The organism is Nocardia asteroides (assembly GCF_900637185.1).
Taxonomy (GTDB): domain Bacteria; phylum Actinomycetota; class Actinomycetes; order Mycobacteriales; family Mycobacteriaceae; genus Nocardia; species Nocardia asteroides.
Window position 1 is genome coordinate 6,207,283 of sequence record NZ_LR134352.1, and the last position, 13,587, is coordinate 6,220,869.

The 13,587-nt window shown below is 68.1% G+C and carries 15 protein-coding genes; 12 read left to right on the forward strand and 3 right to left on the reverse strand.

The window, feature by feature from the left end:
* Positions 1 to 69: 69 nt before the first annotated feature.
* Together EL493_RS28660 and EL493_RS28665 are read left to right on the forward strand one after the other, a co-directional pair.
* Positions 70 to 861, forward strand: a complete 792-nt coding sequence (locus tag EL493_RS28660) for an alpha/beta fold hydrolase (protein ID WP_030200794.1) — start codon at positions 70 to 72, stop codon at positions 859 to 861.
* A complete protein-coding gene (locus EL493_RS28665; RefSeq protein WP_019048619.1) occupies positions 862 to 1,152 on the forward strand; it encodes an MGMT family protein in 291 nt (96 codons plus the stop codon). It abuts the gene before it with no gap.
* A 16-nt stretch (positions 1,153 to 1,168) separates the two neighbouring features.
* On the opposite strand, the gene EL493_RS28670 is transcribed toward EL493_RS28665, so the two are convergent.
* Positions 1,169 to 2,038, reverse strand: coding sequence for a hypothetical protein (locus EL493_RS28670; protein ID WP_022567077.1), 870 nt, complete (start codon positions 2,036 to 2,038; stop codon positions 1,169 to 1,171).
* 112 nt (positions 2,039 to 2,150) lie between these two features.
* On the opposite strand from EL493_RS28670, the gene EL493_RS28675 reads away from it, so the two are divergent.
* Positions 2,151 to 3,884: an NTP transferase domain-containing protein gene (locus EL493_RS28675; protein WP_019048621.1), complete on the forward strand. Its 1,734-nt coding sequence runs from the start codon at positions 2,151 to 2,153 to the stop codon at positions 3,882 to 3,884.
* 62 nt (positions 3,885 to 3,946) lie between these two features.
* Complete coding sequence (locus tag EL493_RS28680; RefSeq protein ID WP_019048622.1) at positions 3,947 to 5,386, forward strand: AAA family ATPase; 1,440 nt, start codon at positions 3,947 to 3,949, stop codon at positions 5,384 to 5,386.
* An 18-nt stretch (positions 5,387 to 5,404) separates the two neighbouring features.
* Here the strand turns inward: EL493_RS28680 and EL493_RS28685 are convergent, their stop codons facing one another.
* A complete protein-coding gene (locus EL493_RS28685) occupies positions 5,405 to 6,202 on the reverse strand; it encodes a hypothetical protein (RefSeq protein ID WP_126405927.1) in 798 nt (265 codons plus the stop codon).
* Positions 6,203 to 6,436: 234 nt separating this feature from the next.
* Positions 6,437 to 7,198, reverse strand: a complete 762-nt coding sequence (locus tag EL493_RS28690; protein ID WP_022567075.1) for a hypothetical protein — start codon at positions 7,196 to 7,198, stop codon at positions 6,437 to 6,439.
* Positions 7,199 to 7,491: 293 nt separating this feature from the next.
* Between EL493_RS28690 and EL493_RS28695 the strand changes: the two genes are divergently transcribed.
* The 8 genes from EL493_RS28695 (at position 7,492) to EL493_RS28730 (ending at position 13,551) form a co-directional block, all read left to right on the forward strand.
* On the forward strand, positions 7,492 to 8,091 hold the full coding sequence (locus EL493_RS28695; protein WP_022567074.1) for a DUF3558 domain-containing protein: 600 nt from the start codon (positions 7,492 to 7,494) through the stop codon (positions 8,089 to 8,091).
* 174 nt (positions 8,092 to 8,265) lie between these two features.
* A complete protein-coding gene (locus EL493_RS28700) occupies positions 8,266 to 8,715 on the forward strand; it encodes a DUF3558 domain-containing protein (RefSeq protein WP_232017261.1) in 450 nt (149 codons plus the stop codon).
* A 274-nt stretch (positions 8,716 to 8,989) separates the two neighbouring features.
* Positions 8,990 to 9,475 carry a DUF3558 domain-containing protein gene (locus EL493_RS28705; protein ID WP_019048625.1) on the forward strand — a complete coding sequence of 162 codons (486 nt, stop codon included), beginning with the start codon at positions 8,990 to 8,992 and terminating at the stop codon, positions 9,473 to 9,475.
* A gap of 260 nt (positions 9,476 to 9,735) precedes the next feature.
* Positions 9,736 to 10,257, forward strand: coding sequence for a DUF3558 domain-containing protein (locus EL493_RS28710; RefSeq protein WP_019048626.1), 522 nt, complete (start codon positions 9,736 to 9,738; stop codon positions 10,255 to 10,257).
* 291 nt (positions 10,258 to 10,548) lie between these two features.
* Entirely contained in the window at positions 10,549 to 11,106 is a 558-nt protein-coding gene (locus tag EL493_RS28715; RefSeq protein ID WP_022567071.1) for a DUF3558 domain-containing protein, read from the forward strand.
* Between the two features lie 9 nt (positions 11,107 to 11,115).
* Positions 11,116 to 11,493, forward strand: a complete 378-nt coding sequence (locus EL493_RS28720) for a hypothetical protein (protein ID WP_019048628.1) — start codon at positions 11,116 to 11,118, stop codon at positions 11,491 to 11,493.
* Positions 11,493 to 12,809: a hypothetical protein gene (locus EL493_RS28725; RefSeq protein WP_019048629.1), complete on the forward strand. Its 1,317-nt coding sequence runs from the start codon at positions 11,493 to 11,495 to the stop codon at positions 12,807 to 12,809. The genes EL493_RS28720 and EL493_RS28725 overlap by 1 nt, the downstream gene beginning before the upstream one ends.
* Positions 12,796 to 13,551: an ESX secretion-associated protein EspG gene (locus tag EL493_RS28730; RefSeq protein WP_019048630.1), complete on the forward strand. Its 756-nt coding sequence runs from the start codon at positions 12,796 to 12,798 to the stop codon at positions 13,549 to 13,551. Before EL493_RS28725 ends, EL493_RS28730 begins: the two co-directional genes overlap by 14 nt.
* Positions 13,552 to 13,587 lie beyond the last annotated feature (36 nt).

Sequence of the window (13,587 nt, forward strand, 5' to 3'; positions counted from 1 at the left end):
GACCAGTACGACACGCCAGCACTCCCCCACCGGAGGGACACGCTGCGCCGTCCGCGCCGACCGGCCAGAATGGCTGTCGTGTCCTCGCTTCATGTGCACCGTTTCGGCCCCGCCGACGGTCCCGTCGTCCTCGCCCTGCACGGTCTCACCGGTCACGGCAACCGCTGGGAAACCCTCGCCACCGAACACCTGCCCCAGGCCCGGGTGATCGCCCCCGACCTGCGCGGACACGGCCGATCCAGCTCCCTGCCGCCGTGGGATCTCGAGACCGTCGTCGACGATCTGGCCGCCCTGGTGCGCGCCGAGACCGACGGCCCGGTCGTGGTGGCCGGGCACTCCTTCGGCGGCGCCGTCGGCATCCATCTGGCGCGACGGCATCCCGAGCTGGTGCGGGCGCTGGTGCTGCTCGACCCCGCGATCGGCATCGACGCGAAACTGATCGAACAGGTCGCACTCGCCAACCTCGCCTCCCCCGACTACACCGATGTCGCCGAGGCCAGGTCGGACAAGCAACACAGCGCGTGGAGCCCCGACGAGGTCGACCCGGCGGCCCTGGAACGCGAACTGGCCGAGCACCTGGTGCCCACCGACGGCGGCCGGGTGGGCTGGCGCATCTTCCAGCCCGCGATCACGTCGTATTGGGGTCAGCTGGCGCGCCCGTTCGTGCTGCCGCCCGCCGACCTGCCGACGGTGCTGGTGCGGGCCGCGAAGGTGCAGCCGCCGTACGTGACGCCCGAGTTCCTGTCCGCCCTGTCCGACCATCTCGGCGACCGGCTCACCGTGCACGTGTGGGACTGCGACCACATGGTCGCCCAGGCCCGCCCCGCCGAGACCGCCGCCCTGATCACCGCGGCCCTGTAGATGGCGGCGACCACGGAGGAACAGGTCGAGCAGGTTCGCGCGCTGGTCGCCGCGATCCCGCGCGGCCGGGTCGCCACCTACGGCGACATCGCCTCCGCCGCCGGTCTGTCCTCGCCCCGCACGGTCGGCTGGATCATGCGCACCGACTCCGCCGACCTCCCCTGGCACCGCGTCATCGGCGCCTCCGGCCGCCCCTCCGCCCACCTGGCCGCCCGTCAGCTCCGGTTGCTGGGCGAGGAAGGTGTGCCGATCGTCGACGGGCGCGTCGACCTGAAGACCGCCCGGCTCTGAGGCTCGGCCCGGCTGGTCAGCGGTCGTCGGAGAACGGCTGCCGAATCGTCGGGTCCGAAGGCGCGACCGGCCGGGCGGGTGGCGTCGGCGGCGCATCCCGGCGAACAAGGTTGTCCGACTGGGTTTCCGCCACGGGCGAGTGCGCGGGTGGCCGGGCACCGGGACGCACCGGCGGCGGTGTGACGGGCGAGCCCACGTCCGACTGCGGCACCGCCGAAGCGCGGGTCGTCGCCGACCCGGGAGCTGGCAGACCCGCAGCCCGAGGAGCGCCGGCGGGCGCCGTTCCACGCCCCGCGGCTGGGCTGACAGACCCGCACGGGGCAGGTCGTCCGGGCGTCGACTCGCCCTGCTGATCACCGCGCACAGCCGGGGAACCGCCGAAGGCCGGTGGAGTGGGTCCGGCGACGCCGGGCGGGAAACCGGCGGCAGCCGATGGCACGCCGGGCGCGTTCCCGGCCCCAGCCTGCGCGGACCGAGGGGCCGGCCCAGGTGATGCCGCGGCGCCGGGCGCCGGTGCGGCGGGCCGGCCGGGTCCGCCTGACGACTGCGCCAGGCCGCGCGCGGGCAGCGCCGAGGGGCTGGGCCCACCCGGCAGAGCCCCGGCGTGCCCGCCGCGACCCAGCACCGAAAACCCCTGCACCCCACCGCGTTGCCGAGGCGACCGCGACGCCTTGATCCACCAGAACACCAGCGCGCCGAAGATCGCGAAGATTACCGACCACACCAGGTAGAACAGCAGTGTCGGCATGTCGCGGTCGAGGAGTCCGACCATCACGCCGATCGCGCCGAACATCCCGCCCAGCGTGACGATCACGAACAGGAATCCGCGGATCACGTCGCCGAGCATCGTCGGCTGACCCGGCCCACCGCCGCCCGCCATTTCCACCCCCGAACCGTGACTACACCCACGGACGGCCTGAGCCGTGCGGGCGCTCCAGCATCGATGTGATGCCAGCTAGCATGACTTTCGTGCCGTCAACCCTACGCCGGATCCACCGATGACCGCCGCCGACGCGATCGTGCTCGCGGGCGGACGGGCCAGCCGGATGGGCGGGGTGGACAAACCCGCGATCGTGATCGGCGGCCGGTCGATGCTCGACGCCGCGCTGTCCGCGGTGGCCGAGTGCGGCGAGATCGTGGTGGTCGGCCCGCATCGACCGGAACTGGACGCGCGGATCCGGCAGGTGCGCGAGGTGCCGCCGGGCTCGGGTCCGGTGGCCGCCGTCGGCACCGGCCTGAGCGCGATCGCCACCGGCACGGCGCCCTGGGTCGTGGTGCTCGCCGCCGACATGCCGTTCCTCACCGCCGACACCGTGCGCGAACTCTTGCGCCGCGCAAGCGAATCCACCACCGAGGCGGTCTTCGCCATCGACGGCTCCGGGCGGCCACAGTATCTGGTCGGCGTGTGGCGGCGCTCCGCGCTGACCGCGGCACTGGCGGGCCTGGACGCACTGGAGAACCAGCCGATGAAGGCGATCGTGCCCACCGAGACCACCCTGATCCAACTGCCCGGCACCGCCGACTGCGACACCGAGGAGCAGGTCCGGCACGCCCGCGAATCGGTCGCGACCGCCCGCCTGTCCCTCGCCGAGGCCAGGGATCGGCTGCGCACCGGCCTCACCCCGCTCGTCGCCTACGAGGCGGAGCTCGGCGAGGTCCCCGGCGCCGCGCTGGCCGCCCCGCTCGTCGCCGCGGGCGCCCTCCCACGCTTCGACGTCTCCGCGATGGACGGCTACGCCGTCTGCGGCGACGGTCCCTGGCGCCTGCGCCGCGATATCGGTTTCGCCGGCGGCGCCCGCCCGATCGGCCTGCTGCCGGGCGAGGCGGTCCGGATCGCGACCGGCGCCCACGTCCCCGACGGCACCACCTCCGTCCTGCGCGACGAGTTCGCCGTGATCACCGGCGACGACCTGACCCGCCGCCCCGACACCCCGATCCGCAGCGACGTCCGCACGCGCGGCGAGGACCAGATGGCCGGCGACCTGCTGGCCCCCGCGGGCACCCGTGTCACCACGGCCCTGCGTTCGGCGGCCGCGTCCGTCGAGGTCACCGCCGCCCTGGTCCGCGGCCCGGTGCGCGCCCGCATCGTCATGACCGGCGACGAGATCCGCAGCACCGGCCCCCTGCAGGCCGGTCAGACCCGCGACTCGATCGGCCCCGTCCTCCCCGATCTCCTGGCCGGCCTCGGTGTCCAGGTGATCGACCGAGTGCACCTACGCGACACCGAACACGGTTTCGACGACATGCTCACCACCACAGCCGGTTTCGACCTGCTGCTGGTGGTAGGCGCCACCGGCGGCGGCGCCGCGGACCAGCTCCGCGCCGCCCTCACCCGCGCCGAGGCCCGCATCGTCGTCCCCCGCCTGGCCATGCGCCCCGGCGGCTCCACCGTCGTCGCCGAACTCCCCACCACGACAACAGTTCTCGGCCTCCCCGGCAACCCGTTCGCCGCCATCGCCGTCCTCCTCGCCCTCACCCCCACCATCGTCGCCGCCCGCACCGCCACACCCCCACCCCGCCCGGTCCACGGCCCCCTGCACAACGCCGCCGCCATCGCGGGCCCGATCCAGCGAGTCACCCCCGCCCAGCACGCCCCCGAAGGCGGCTTCACCGGCGACACCTCCGTCCGCACCGCCCACCTGGCCGGCCTCATCGACCGCGACGGCCTGGTCATCGTCCCCCCGGACGCCACCGACGACACCGTCGTCGAATTCCTCCCTTTACCCCGCTGACAGCTCGACGCGCTAAACTAAGATGACATCTTAGTAAGATCACATCTTAGTTAGGTGTAGCCATGGAGTTCACCGGCCGAGCACACGACCTCGACCTGCTCGCCCGACAACTCGGCGCGGTCACCGACGGCGTCTCCGGTACCCCAGGTCGCGCGGTGATAGTCACCGGCCGCCGCCGCGTCGGCAAATCACGCCTGGTGCAGGAGTTCTGCGACCGGTCAGGCGCCCCTTACAGCGTATTCCAGGCGACCCGTGGCCGAAATCCGGCAGCCGAGCGCGCCGATTTCATCGACGCCGCGAGCCGGATCGGCACGACCGAGGCCGAAACCGTCCGCGGCCTGCCCACCGCCGACTGGAACCAGGCGCTGCGCGCCCTGGCGCTGGCAATCCCCGCGGATCGGCCGTCGATCGCCGTGATCGACGAGGTGCCATGGCTGGTCGAGCAGGATCGCGAGTTCGAAGGCGCGTTGCAGACCGTCTGGGATCGCGACCTGTCCCGCAGACCCGTGCTGCTGATCCTTGTCGGCAGCGACATCTCGGTGATGGAGGCACTGGGTGCCCGCGATCGCCCGTTCTTCGGCCGAGCGACGAAGATGACCGTCGACCCGCTCGACGTCGCGGATGTGCAGGCGATGACCGGACTCGATGCGGCCACCGCCATCGACGCCCGCCTCATTACCGGCGGCTTTCCACAAATCCTCGCCTCGTGGCGCCCTGGCACGAGCCGGCTGGACTTTCTGCGCGACGCGACCGCGGATCCGCTGTCCCCTCTCCTTGTCGCGGGCGAATTGTCCCTGCTCGGCGAATTTCCGGAGGGCACCCGCTCCCGTGCGGTGCTCCAGGCGATCGGCAGCGGCGAACGCAGTTTCGGCGCCATCGCCGCCCAGGCAGGCTCGTCCGGCGCCCTGCCCGCCGGCACCCTCAATCCGCTCCTGAACACCCTGCAGGACAAGCGCATCGTCGCAGCCGATCTTCCGTTGTCCACGGCCTCGGACACCAAGAACAAGCGCTACCGCATCACCGATTCGTACCTGCGTTTCTGGCTGGCGTTTCTCGAGCGTGGCATTCCCCTGGTCGAACGCGGCCGCGGCGATATCGCCCTCGCGCGCATCGAACGATCCTGGACTTCCTGGCGCGGCCGGGCCGTGGAACCCCTCATCCGCGCCGCCCTGCTGCGTCTACTGCCGGACCGAAGCTGGCCCGGCACCGAGGAGATCGGCGGCTGGTGGAATCGCACCAACAATCCCGAGGTCGACCTGGTCGGCGCGGACCGTGCTCCCGTAGCGAAATCGGTGCACTTCATCGGGTCGATCAAATGGCTGGAGAATCAGCCCTTCGACCGGCACGACTACGACGCGCTCACCCGTGCCGTGCTCGCCGTCCCCGGCACCACACCCGACACCCCGTTGGTGGCGGTCTCCCGGTCCGGGCTCACCTCCGGTGCGCCCGTGACAGCCTGGTGGGGTCCGGAGGATCTGGTCGCGGCGTGGCGCAAGCCGTAGCCGGTCCGACGGCCCACCCTATTCCGGCCAGCCCGGATACGGCGGTAGAACTTCCGGCGGTGGGACCCGCACGGACGGCTTCTCGGCATAGTCACCCGGATCGAGCGTGGCGGGGAACTCTGCTGGAAGACGGCATGATTCGGGCTTGGACCCGCGTTTGACATCCGGAGTATACGTATCCGGCATCAGGGTTATCCAATCACCGAAGTAGTCGCGGGTGGGGTATCGGGCGGGACCGGATATCCGCGCTTCCGGCGCTGCCCGCCCGCCTGCCGGTAATCCGAAGGACACCCAGAGCCTGCCGGATCGGAGCGCCGCGTATTTGCCCGAGTAGAATTCCCCGTCCTTGTCTCCATACGCCAAACCGGTGCCCCACACGCAGATTCGCACGTCCATCCACCACGAGTCCGAAGGATCGTCGCCGGTGGCCGTACCGCCCGACGGCACCACCCGATAGAGTTCGACATGTTCCAGCGACGCGTAGACCGTTCCACGAATGGTCCAGTTCCGATCGCCGGCACGGTCGTCGAACCGCAGCGACAGCGACTTCGGCAAGGATGACCGCCCGGCGCGCGCCGAATAGTAGGGGCGTATCCCCATCCGCTCACCAACCGCGACCACGTCGTTTTGCCCCGCCCCTACCAGGAACGCGGTCTCGACATAGGACCTCGCCTGAATCGCGACCTCGGAATTCAGGTCGATCCCCGACGGGGATGCCCACCGGAAGTTGTACTGATAGCGGTCAGACCACAGGTCCGGCCGCACCGCGCCGTCACCGGCGAGCGCTATAAGAACGGCAGTCTGCATGACCGCCAACACCACTCCCGCGCGCTGCCTCATCGCGGCGCGACTCCAGTCTCTCGTCCGACCCGCATGATCCCCCGCCCCAGAACGCCGCGGAGTCAGCCTCCCCGGATGCTCGGCACCCACGCTAACAGCGCGGGAACTGCTCCGACAGCCCCTCACATGGAGTTCGATCAGTGTTCATCCACCCGCGGCGCAGCCCCGGAATTGCCCGTAGCTTCGACGCCGTCGATAAGGACCAGGACTTCATCCGAGTCCACTCCATCGTTCGAGTGCGGCGTGGGTACCGAGTTCAGCTCGAGCCGACGGTGTTTCGAGGTAGTAGGCCAGGAAGCGATACAGCTTTCGCCGGTCGACTGCGAGGCGAGGACATTCCAGAACGAGACAACTCCGGTGGGGTGGGCGGTCGAGCATCCAGATCTGTTTGCGGGTGCCACGGAATGTGATGCTCGGGATCAGGTCGTGGCGGTGCCAGTGGGCTGTTGCCGTGCCGACGATATCGAGCAATGGCATTTGGTCGAAGGTGCAGCGCACCTGGGCGATCTCGTTCCAGCGCAGACTCGTTCGCGAACTCCATCCGCGGACGACGAGGCCGTCCGGGGTGAGTGCGATGCCGCCCGGCCGTAAGCGACCTGACACCGTGAGCGCTGGTGCCGACGCCGCGGCTGTTCCGGCCGCGAGCAGGAGTAGAACCGCGGCGGGCCAATGCGAAAGCCAAGCCGCTGCGGCGATTTCAGCTGCGGCGAGATAGGCCGAGATGGCGTGGCAGATCCAAATCGCTTGGAACAGAGCGAAATACACTCCGGATCCTGGCACGACAGTCGCCAGCTGTCCATCGGCGAGTCCGGACCGAACCGACGCTCGGCGCTGACACCGAGGATCGGCATACAGGCCCATAGCGATCATGAGCACCCAGCTGAACCCGAACAGCGCCACATATTTCGCCACGACGTTGGCCGCCGAATCCCCACTGCGCCACATCATCCACGCAATGACGGCCAGGATCACGGCAAAGCCGCAAGCGAAGATGCTCGCAACGACGCGTCGGCGAGCTTGCCTAGGCAGGACCGGCCAGGGATCTGCCAGCTGGCTTCTCGTTCTACCCATTCCACACCCCAACATCTGGCCGCCTGGTCGCGACGGTTACGCATCACTCGTCGGCCAGTATGCAGACCGACGTCCGGCAGCACGGTATCCCTGGCACCGTCCACAACCGTCGATCCCCGTGCCTATACACACCACTACCTGCGGAAACAGCACTGAGTTGCATCCAGTAGGATCGCAAACAGAGTTCGCGGCAGGTGTTCCTCGCCGCGGAACTCGGACACGTAGGGAGCATTATGCGAGCTCGGCGGACGGTCGTACCCGCCATCGCGGTCGTGGTTGGTGGGGTGATCGCCGGGTGTGGAAACACCGAGCTGGTCGATGTGCAGCCGACCGGCACCACTGCGACGGCGCCAACCACTGCGGATCCCGCTGCCGGGCTCTGGGATCCGTGCACGCTCCCCGATTCGGCGCAATCGGCAGCCGGATTGAATTCTTCGACCGAGAAGAAGGACGTCGCGGGCGTCGCCTTCGAGGATTGGAAGGTGTGCAGCTGGCAGGACTCGAAGAAGCAGTACACGTTCACGATGTTCGCGACCCGCCATACTCTGGCCGAGGTCAAGCAGCGGGCCGACTACGGCGAGTTCGTCGACACCACCGTCGGCACCAGGGCAGCGGTGCAATACCGGACGATGGGTTCCAGCCACGACTATTCGTGCTCGATCGCCGCGCAAGCGCCCTTCGGGTTCATCGATTTCGATGTGCTGATTCGGCACAGCGCCCGCGACACGGCTCCGGAACCGTGCGCCGAAGTCCGCAGACTAGCCGAAAGCCTGTCCACGTCAGCCCCTGCATGAGATACGACAGGTAGACGCCGGTCCCGACGCGAGGGAAGCCAGACACACAGGGGGATAAAAATGCCAGCATGGCGGACAGCGGTACCCGTTCTCGCTGTTGCGATAGTTGGAACGATTGGCGGGTGTAGCGATCCCGAACCGGTGCAAACCGCGCCGACCAGCAGCGAGACCACAGTGGCCACCACGAGTGCCGATCCTTCGGCCGGGCTGTGGGATCCGTGCACGCTGCCCGATTCGGCGCTGTCAGCGGCCGGGTTGAATACCTCGACCAAGGAGAAGGACGTCGCGGGCGTCAACTTCGAGGGCTGGAGGGTCTGCAGCTGGCTGGACAGTTCGAAGAGGGCATACAGCTTCACGGTCAGCGCCACCGACCACACCTTGGAGGAGGCGCGGGCGCGGACCGACTACACCGACTTCGTGGACACGACGGTTGGTTCGCGTCCGGCCCTGCAATCCCGGCCGACGGGGACACTGCGTGACGCGTGCTTCCTCAGCGTTCGAGTTCCGACGGGGCTCGTCGAGTTCCATGTGCGAGTGCGAGTCAGCGCTAAGGACACAGTGGAACCTTGCGGCGAAACACAACGTCTGGCCGCCGTTCTGGCCGGTTACCTTCCGAGCAGGTAACCGTGTCTCCCAATTTTCTGGCGCCAGCACCCGCCAACTCGACATCCAAGCAGCAGCTGCGCCTATCCTGTGGGCCGTCGCCCCCTTTTCCTGCGGAGGTTCTGGTTGGCCTGATTCGGTACGGTCAAACGGATGGGCCACTCGTGGAGTGTCCTGAGAGCGAGGAAGCCAGAAACACAGGGGGGGGAGCATTATGCGGGCACGGCGAACGGCAGTACCTGTTCTCGCTGTTGCAATAGTTGGGGCGGTCGGCGGGTGTAGAGGCTCCGAGCCAGTGCAGGCTGCGCCGACCAGCAGCGGGACCACAGCGGCAATAACGAGCGCCGACATTTCCGCCGGGCTCTGGGACCCGTGCACCCTGCCCGATTCAGCTCTGGCTGCCGCGGGGATCAACACAGCGACCAAGGAGAAGGACGTTGCGGGGGTTGCTTTCGAGGGCTGGAAGGTCTGCGGGTGGCGGGACACCGCCAAGACCTACTCGTTTGCGGTTTACGCGAGCGAGCACTCGATCGACGAGGTCCGGGCACGGACCGACCGGACAGAGTTCTCGCCGGTGCGAGTCGGGTCCTACGACGGACTCCAATATCGGCCCGCGGGCTCGTCACGCGACTCCGAGTGCTTCATCAGCCTCGCCGTAGGACGCCAAATGGTCGACTTCAACGTGCTGAACCGACACACTGCACGCAGCGTCGCCAAGGAAGCCTGCCAGGAGACACGTCGGCTCGCCGAAGCTCTGGTTCAAAACGTTCCTGCCACCTGAGGGGGCACCAATTTCGCCCGCGTATGCGATGACCACCTGGACGCAGTGGCGCGGCGCCCGGTGTCGCCGACCGTGCCGCGACTCCCTCTCAACTGTCATTCCTGTACGCATATGCGCCGCTACCAGTGCAAACAGCGCTTGGTACGGTCCGGTGGAGTTACAAGCGGAGTTCGCGGCAGGCGTTCCCTGCGGCGGGAAGTTGGACATGTAGGGGGAGCATCATGCGGGCTTGGCGGACGGTCGTACCCGGTCTCGCGGTTGTGGTCGGTGGGGTGATCGCCGGGTGCGGGGACACCGAGCCGGCCACCGCGCAGCCGAGTAGTACCACCGCGGCGGCGCCGACCAATGCGGATCCCGCTGCCGGGCTGTGGGATCCGTGCACGCTGCCCGATTCGGCATTGTCGGCGGCCGGGTTGAACACCTCGACCAAGGAGAAGGACGTCGCGGGGGTGGCGTTCGAGGGGTGGAAGCTGTGCAAATGGCAGGATGCCAAGAAGACCTACACATTCACGGCTGCCTCCGGTAACCACACCATCGGCGAAGCGCGCAACCGGACCGACTACACCGGCCACGTCGACACGACGATCGGCTCGCACAAGGCACTGCAATCTCGCCCGGTGGGCGCGGCGAACGATCTCGCTTGCTACCTCACCATCGAGGTTCCCGGCGGGATCGTCGATTTCAGCGTCGGCAATCGCGTGAGCGCCAAGAACGCAGGCGACCCGTGCACCGAGGCACGGCGCCTCAGTGAGGCCTTCGTTTCCTACCTGCCGCCTGCTTGAACCTGGGGGAACCTTGACCGTCAGCCATATCGACTCGGCGGTGAGCAATGACCTATCGATGACATCGCAGACATTCAACAAAGCGTTCGAACGCGCGGATTTCGGTCAGTCAGTGTTCGCCCACCAGTGGCGCAGCGACAGCGTCGCGAGTCCCTCTCAACTGTCATTCCTAGTGCGCATATGTGCCGCTACCAGCAGAAACAGCGCCGGACGCGATCCGGTAGAGTCACAGGCGGAGTTCGCGGCAGGCGTTCCCTGCGGCGGGGAGTCGGACACGTAGGGGGAGGCATCATGCGGGCTTGGCGGGCGGCGGTACTCGCTGTCACGATGGTCGGAGTAGCCGGCGGGTGTAGCGATCCCGAACCGGTGCAGACCGCGCCGACCAGCAGCGGGACCACCGTGGCCACCACGAGTGCCGATCCTTCGGCCGGGCTGTGGGATCCGTGTACGCTGCCCGACTCGGCGATATCCGCGGCCGGGTTGAACACCTCCACCAAGGAAAAGGATGTCGCGGGGGTGGCGTTCGAGGGGTGGAAGGTGTGCGGCTGGCAAGACTCGGGCAAGACCTACACCTTGACAGCAGCTTCCACGACCCACACGTTGGCAGATGCAAGGGCACGGACGGACTACACCAGCTTCGCCGAGACCACTCTCGGGACGCATCGCGCATTGGTATCCAGGCCGATCGGAGCTTCCCACGACCTGGCCTGCTATTTCAGCATCGAGGTCGGTACCGGTCTGGTCGAATTCGATGTCCAGAATCGGGCGAGTGTGAAGACTGCTGGTGATCCGTGCGCAGAGGTCCAGCGCCTGAGTGAGGCATTCGAGCCCTACCTGCCCAGCAAGTGAGGCGGGTCCATGGCTGCGTATATCGACCCCACAGAGTGGATGGCGTTGAAAGGCCAGGCCGAAACTGGACAGCTGTCGCTCAACGCTGAGGTTGGCCGGGACCTTGCACGGGTCTGCGACGACCACCTTGCAGCGCTGGATGCGATCCTGGTCCAGATTCGTCGCGTAGAACGCATTTCAGGGTTCGGCTCGTTCAACACAAGCAGGATCTTGGAGCAGAAGTTCTCGCAGACGGCTGTCGGCGGGGATCGCGCCCTCGACGCCACGATCCTCCAGCACATCGAAGCGGTCACCACAGCGAAAGAAGTGGTACTCAAGGCAATAGCCAACTTCGAAGCCCAAGACGACTACACCGCAGGGCAATTCAACGGTATCGGGGGGAACTGATGACCTATGAGGAGTACAAGGCGCGGGTGATCGCCGCGCAGGAGCAGTGGAACCAGGAACGCAGTGTCATCTATCTGACGCAGCACCTGGCGAACTTCTCGTCGATCTTCGCCGGTGAGACCCAGCCGAACCATCTGACCGGAACCGACGACAGTTACGACCACATGCAACTGGCGGAGATGCAGAGTGCCGTCGCCGCGATGAAACCGAGTGTGGTGAACAGCGCTTCGGAAGTATGGAAGAAGATCGGCTCGGATCTGTCGACGACGATCGTCGCGTTCAACAAGGCGTTCGAGGCAACCACCACTGCGCAGAACGGCTGGGCCGGCGAAGCGGCATCGGCGGCGGTGACCGCGGTCAACAACTATGCCAAGCAATCGAGCACTCTTCCCGCTGCGGCCACGGCCGTCAGCCTCAAACTCGCCGAGATGAAGACCGGTCTCGAGCAAACCCAGGCCCTCATGCCCGGCCTCACCGAGCGCCCCACGCTCACCGGCAAGACCCTGCCCACCGACGGGGAGATGAAGCTCGGGGATTACACCGAGACGGAAGCCACGGACGAAGCGCGGCGGATTCTGCGGACGGTGTACGGGCAGGTGGCGGTGCAGTCCGATTCCGGGGTGCCGTTCATGCCGACGGCGCCGAAGGTGGTCGGGGACGGTGGGGATCCTCAGGTTCCGGGTGGGGGCGGGTCCTCGCAGCGGCCGTCCGGTGGCGGGACCGACGAGACTTCGGGGGCCGACGAGCAGACCACGCCGGAGACGGTGGCCGGGGGGCAGTCGCCGCAGGACAGCGGCGGCGGGGACGATTCGACCACGGACGAGGGCAGTTCGACGGAGGAGTCGGCGACGGATCCGTCGTCGACCGAGGACACCACCGCCGCGAGCACCACATCGCCGACCACGACCAACCCCACCACCAGCCAACCGGGCACTCCCACGGGCACGAACCCGTCCAGCCCGGGAACCACACCGCTCGGCACGACACCGGGCGGCGGTGGTTCGCCGGGCGGTCGCGGTGGGACGACCGCGGGTACCCCGACTCCGGGCCGGGCCGCGCCGTCGACGCCCGGTGCCGCCAATCCCGCTGCCGCGGCGGCGCGTTCGGCCGGTGGTGGTACCGGGCGCGCCGGGATGTCCGGTATGCCGGGCATGGGTATGCCCGGCGCTGGGCGCGGCGGGCAGAACGATGATGAGCACCGCGGGGTCCCCGACTATCTGATCACGCAGGAGAACGGCGAGATCCTCACCGGGATCGGTGATGTCAGAGCTGTGCCACCGGTGATCGGAGGGGACTACGGCGATGCGCAGCAGTAGGTTCACCGGGCAGGAGTTCGAGATACTCTGGGCCGCTTACGGTCGGGACCGGCTGCCCTATCCGCTGCAATTCCGCACCGCCATCGACGATTTCGATGCTTTGAAGCGGGATCGCGACCGGGCGGTGCAGACCTTGCTCGCGAAATACGACCCGGCGGTCGAACACGCGCTCGACGCACTGATCCATTCGGAAGCCAGGGTGGAGTCGAAAGGGTTTGCCGGACAAAACACTCCGCGGATCATCCGCTTCTTCGGGGCGATCAAGGGCGCGGCGGGCGCAACGCTCGTCCAGGAACCGGGGCCGGCCGACGATATCGGCGGTGATGTCGTTCTCGGCTGGGGTGGCAGCGACCAGGTCGCCGAGGCGGCGGTGGACGCGTTGCCCGCACGCGGGCCGGGCACGCTCGCGCCGCTGGAGATCCCACGGGCGCGGATCGCCGAGGAAGACGACCACTTCGAGTACCGCAGGGACGCGCTCAGCGCGGTCGACCAGCTCGACCGCATGTTCCGGCGGCCCCGGTCGGGCTTCGGCGAGATCGCGGCGTACGCGGGCGGCGCGGTGGACGCCCGGCCGGTGACCCCGGAGCGCACCTTCTGGTGGATGGACTATCCGGACGGCCGCTACTACGCCAGGACGGGTGATCCGATCATCGCCGAACCGCTCGATCGGGAGCGGATGACGGCGGGTATTCGGCAGATGCTGACGCGGGCGCGGCGCAGGTATCTCGCCGAAACGAACTGAAACGCGCCGTCAGCGCGGTAATTCGGGGTGATCAAT

Excerpts from the sequence above, each read along its gene's own strand:
- EL493_RS28660 (WP_030200794.1), top strand. The coding sequence starts at position 70 with ATGGCTGTCGTGTCCTCGCTTCATGTGCACCGTTTCGGCCCCGCCGAC.
- EL493_RS28665 (WP_019048619.1), top strand. The coding sequence starts at position 862 with ATGGCGGCGACCACGGAGGAACAGGTCGAGCAGGTTCGCGCGCTGGTC.
- EL493_RS28675 (WP_019048621.1), top strand. The coding sequence starts at position 2,151 with ATGACCGCCGCCGACGCGATCGTGCTCGCGGGCGGACGGGCCAGCCGG.
- EL493_RS28680 (WP_019048622.1), top strand. The coding sequence starts at position 3,947 with ATGGAGTTCACCGGCCGAGCACACGACCTCGACCTGCTCGCCCGACAA.
- EL493_RS28715 (WP_022567071.1), top strand. The coding sequence starts at position 10,549 with ATGCGGGCTTGGCGGGCGGCGGTACTCGCTGTCACGATGGTCGGAGTA.
- EL493_RS28720 (WP_019048628.1), top strand. The coding sequence starts at position 11,116 with ATGGCTGCGTATATCGACCCCACAGAGTGGATGGCGTTGAAAGGCCAG.
- EL493_RS28725 (WP_019048629.1), top strand. The coding sequence starts at position 11,493 with ATGACCTATGAGGAGTACAAGGCGCGGGTGATCGCCGCGCAGGAGCAG.
- EL493_RS28730 (WP_019048630.1), top strand. The coding sequence starts at position 12,796 with ATGCGCAGCAGTAGGTTCACCGGGCAGGAGTTCGAGATACTCTGGGCC.